Origin of the sequence: Pseudomonas sp. Sample_24, assembly GCF_004307605.1 — a bacterium.
Lineage (GTDB): Bacteria > Pseudomonadota > Gammaproteobacteria > Pseudomonadales > Pseudomonadaceae > Aquipseudomonas.
The window spans coordinates 1-3689 of the sequence record NZ_RCNW01000333.1 but is presented as its reverse complement, the minus strand read 5'-3'; the positions used below and the strand labels follow the sequence as shown (position 1 = coordinate 3689).

The window sequence follows — 3689 nt, the reverse complement described above, 5'->3', positions numbered from 1 at the left end:
GGTTCGGACTCTCAGATTATCTCCTCATCAGGCTAATCACGGTTATTTGACCCGGCTCTTGCCGGGTCTTTTTTTGCCCTGGAAAAGTCCCGTGATTCACTGACTGTCTGTTTCGGGATAGAACTCGTCGGCGAGCTTTTTCAGAACTTCAGGTAAACGTGGCCCCAATCCACCTACGAGCAAGGTTGGATCGAGCTCGATGACCCGCCCATCCCTGGCGGCACGAGTGGATGCCAGAATCGGGTTTTCCTTGAACAACGCGGCCCGCGCCGCATTGCCGCTCAATGCCCTGTCGGCAAACACCAGGACATCGGGATCCAGGCTCACCAGCGACTCGTTGGAGAATGGTTTGTATCCGGTATGGGTCGCCAGATTGTGGCCGCCGGCCCGTTGCAGCAGCCAATCGGCAGCGGTGTCCTTGCCGGCAATCAGCGGTTTGCCACCTGCATGACCGAGCAACATCAGAACGCCGGGCGATGGTTTCGTCAGCTGTGCACGGGTCACCCGGACTTTCTGTTGCTCAAGGGCTTGTTGATAAGTGGCCAGCAATTGACTAGCCCGGTCTTCCGCGCCGAGTAACTTGCCCAAACGCTGGAGGTTATTCTGCAGCGTGGAGAGGTCCGGTTGCGCCGAGAATAATTCGACCTGCACACCCGCACTGCGTACCTGCGACAGCACCGGCGGCGGCCCCATTTCCTCTGTGCCGACCAATATCTGCGGGCGCAAACTCAAGATGCCCTCCGCCGAAAGCTGGCGTTGATAGCCGATACTGGGCAGTGCCTTGAGGGTTTCAGGATGTTGACTGGTGGTATCGACCCCCACCAATTTCGACTCACCGCCCAACTCAGTCACCCACTCGGACAGCGCTCCCCCCGCACTGACCCAGCGCTGGGGCAACTCGTTGGCAGTCACGTGACAGCAAATGAAGAATCCGACGCAGAGTGCAGCAACACGGGTAGTCAGACGCATGAAGAGCTTCCTTTTAGGGTTTCCCGGGCACTGAATCGACAAGCCAAGTATCCTGCGCATCTGGCTGCCGCTAGGCCGGCTAGTCAGTCATTTGATAATCACTCGCATTTTTACGTCAAGCTCATACACATCCGGTCACCATTGCGGGACCTGAGGACCAACATGAAACTTCTGTGTGCCAGCGTTGAGCTGGCCGATGCCAGTAGCCGCGGCTTCGAGATCGATGGCCAGAAACTCTTTGCCGTGCGCCGGGGCGGCCAGGTTTATGTGTACATCAATCGCTGCCCGCACCGGGGCGTGGGCCTGGAGTGGACGCCTGACCAGTTTCTCGACCCCAGCAACAGCTTGATCCAGTGCGCCACCCACGGCGCGCTGTTCTTGATCGAGGATGGCGAATGTGTGTCCGGCCCTTGCGCGGGCCAATCGCTGACCCGCGTTACCTGCCGTGAGGATAGCCAAGGGATCTGGGTCAGCCTTTAATCGCCCAACAGCACCTCCAGCCGTCGATCCACCACCATTTCTTCATGGGTCAGGCTCACGCCATAAGCCAGGACTTCAACACCACAAGCCACAGCCTCACGTAACGCCGCCGCGTAGACCGGGTCGATTTCTTGTGCCGGGCGCACGGCGTCGATCCCGGTCAGGTTGACACAATACAGTTGCACCGCACGAATCCCGTCTCGAGCCAAGTGGGCAAGCTCCCGAAGGTGTTTGGCCCCGCGCTGGGTCACGGCATCAGGGAACGCGGCAATGGCGATGCCGCCGAAACCCAGGGTGACGCTTTTCACCTCTACATAGGCCGGCCCTTCGGGGTAGTCGAGACGGAAATCGATCCGGCTCTTTTCCTGACCATAGGCCACTTCGCGCTTGAGCTCGGTAAAACCGTTCAGTTCCGTGATAACACCCGCCCGCAGCGCTTCTTCGATCAAGCCATTGGCCCGACCGGTATTCACGCAAAAATGCCTCCCATGTGGCGTCTCACCAATTTCCCAGGTACCCGGCAATTTGCGTTTGGGGTCATTGGAGCGGCTGAACCAGACTTGCCCGCCTTCGACCTGACAATTGAGCATCGAGCCGGTGTTTGGGCAATGAATAGTCAGCAACTCGCCGCTAACGGTCTCGATATCGGCAAGAAAGCGCTTGTAACGACGTATCAGCCGACCTTCTTCGAGAGGAGGATGAAAGCGCATCAGCCTTGCCAACTCCGCAGACCACGAGCAATCCGATCCACCGCTTCCTCCAGGCGTTCCAGGCTTTGGGTATAAGCAAACCGCACATGGTGCCCCGCTTGATAGCGACCGAAATCCAGCCCTGGGGTAAACGCTACGTGTTCGGTTTCGAGGAAATGGCGGCAGAATGCGAAGGCATCACCGCCGAACTTGCTGATATCAGCGTACAAATAGAAGGCACCTTCCGGCTCGACGGCAATCCCGAAGCCTAACTCACGCAGCGCTGGCAACAGGAAATCCCGACGCCGCCCGAATTCGGCACGACGCTCTTCGAGAATGCTGATGGTCGCCGGCTCGAAGCAGGCCAATGCGGCGTGTTGAGCCATGCTTGGGGCGCTGATGTACAGGTTCTGCGCAAGCTTCTCCAACTCGCCGACCGCGGCTTCTGGCGCGACCAGCCAACCCAGGCGCCAGCCGGTCATGCCGAAATACTTCGAAAAACTATTAAGCACGAAGGCACTGTCGTCGACTTCCAGCACACTGGCGGCATCGGTGCCATAGGTCAGGCCATGGTAGATCTCGTCCACCACCAGGTGACCATGGCGCTCCTTGATCGCGCGAGACAGCCCGGCCAGCTCATCGCGGGTCAGTATTGTCCCGGTCGGATTGGCCGGTGACGCAACCAGCGCGCCGACGCTGTCATGATCCCAATGTCGCTCGATCAAGCCGGGCGTCAATTGATAACGCACATCCGGGCCGACCGGCACCAATTGCGCCGCGCCTTCGACCAATCGCAAAAAGTGTCGGTTGCACGGGTATCCCGGGTCTGCCAGCAGCCAATGCTTGCCCGGATCGACCAGCAAGGCACTGGCCAGCAACAGGGCACCGGACCCCCCGGGCGTTATGAGAATGCGGCGCGGGTCGATGTTCAGCCCGTAACGCTGTTGATAAAAGCCCGAAATGGCCTCACGCAGTTCAGGAATGCCACGGGCCGCGGTGTAACGGGTCCGGCCTGCCTCCAGCGCGGCTTGCCCCGCACGAATGATCGGCTCGGCGGTAGTGAAGTCCGGCTCGCCGATTTCCAGGTGGATGACATCGTGGCCGGCGGCCTGCAATTCATTGGCCCGTGCGAGCAACGCCATGACATGAAAAGGTTCGATCGCGCGACTGCGAGCACTGTAGGGCTGAGCCATTGGCCTTCCTTCAACGAAGAAAAGAATCGATTCTACCCAAGCGCAGGAACGAGCGAGAACCTAAAGCGGTCAGAGGCGTTATGGCCCAGACCCAAAACGACTCAAGCGAGCGCCCAAGGTTTGACTAAAATCAATATTTGAGCAGCGCTCCAGACCCACCAGACAGCGCTTTGCCAGCATTTGCAAGCGCCACAGGCCGCGGGCTCGACATCCGGGAGTAGCGCGGTCTGATTTGATCTGGTAAGTTCGCCCGCTTGCAGCCGCAGGGCCGGCAGGTGTCGGTGATGGAGCAATCCTGCGCAGATGGATTACAAGAGTAGAGGCGGTCTATTTCATGTCCACCCAAGCAAAGCAACAG

General features: G+C 59.1%; 4 protein-coding genes. 1 reads left to right on the top strand and 3 read right to left on the bottom strand.

Annotated features, from left to right (window positions below):
- Nucleotides 1-96 precede the first annotated feature (96 nt).
- A complete protein-coding gene (locus D8V06_RS18160) occupies nt 97-969 on the bottom strand; it encodes an ABC transporter substrate-binding protein (RefSeq protein ID WP_130931466.1) in 873 nt (290 codons plus the stop codon).
- A 162-nt stretch (nt 970-1131) separates the two neighbouring features.
- On the opposite strand from D8V06_RS18160, the gene D8V06_RS18155 reads away from it, so the two are divergent.
- Nucleotides 1132-1449, top strand: a complete 318-nt coding sequence (locus D8V06_RS18155; RefSeq protein WP_130931465.1) for a Rieske 2Fe-2S domain-containing protein — start codon at nt 1132-1134, stop codon at nt 1447-1449.
- On the opposite strand, the gene sfsA is transcribed toward D8V06_RS18155, so the two are convergent.
- On the bottom strand, nt 1446-2159 hold the full coding sequence (gene sfsA / locus D8V06_RS18150; RefSeq protein ID WP_130907403.1) for a DNA/RNA nuclease SfsA: 714 nt from the start codon (nt 2157-2159) through the stop codon (nt 1446-1448). The two genes, D8V06_RS18155 and sfsA, sit on opposite strands and share 4 nt — an antisense overlap.
- The gene (locus tag D8V06_RS18145; protein ID WP_130931464.1) at nt 2159-3331 is read right to left on the bottom strand and encodes a pyridoxal phosphate-dependent aminotransferase; all 1173 of its coding nucleotides are present in this window, start codon (nt 3329-3331) and stop codon (nt 2159-2161) included. The genes sfsA and D8V06_RS18145 overlap by 1 nt, the downstream gene beginning before the upstream one ends.
- Between the last annotated feature and the right edge of the window lie 358 nt (nt 3332-3689).

Bases quoted from the DNA above. Each gene is read 5' to 3' on its own strand.
- D8V06_RS18145 (WP_130931464.1), bottom strand. From the start codon at position 3,331: ATGGCTCAGCCCTACAGTGCTCGCAGTCGCGCGATCGAACCTTTTCAT.
- D8V06_RS18155 (WP_130931465.1), top strand. From the start codon at position 1,132: ATGAAACTTCTGTGTGCCAGCGTTGAGCTGGCCGATGCCAGTAGCCGC.
- D8V06_RS18160 (WP_130931466.1), bottom strand. From the start codon at position 969: ATGCGTCTGACTACCCGTGTTGCTGCACTCTGCGTCGGATTCTTCATT.
- sfsA (WP_130907403.1), bottom strand. From the start codon at position 2,159: ATGCGCTTTCATCCTCCTCTCGAAGAAGGTCGGCTGATACGTCGTTAC.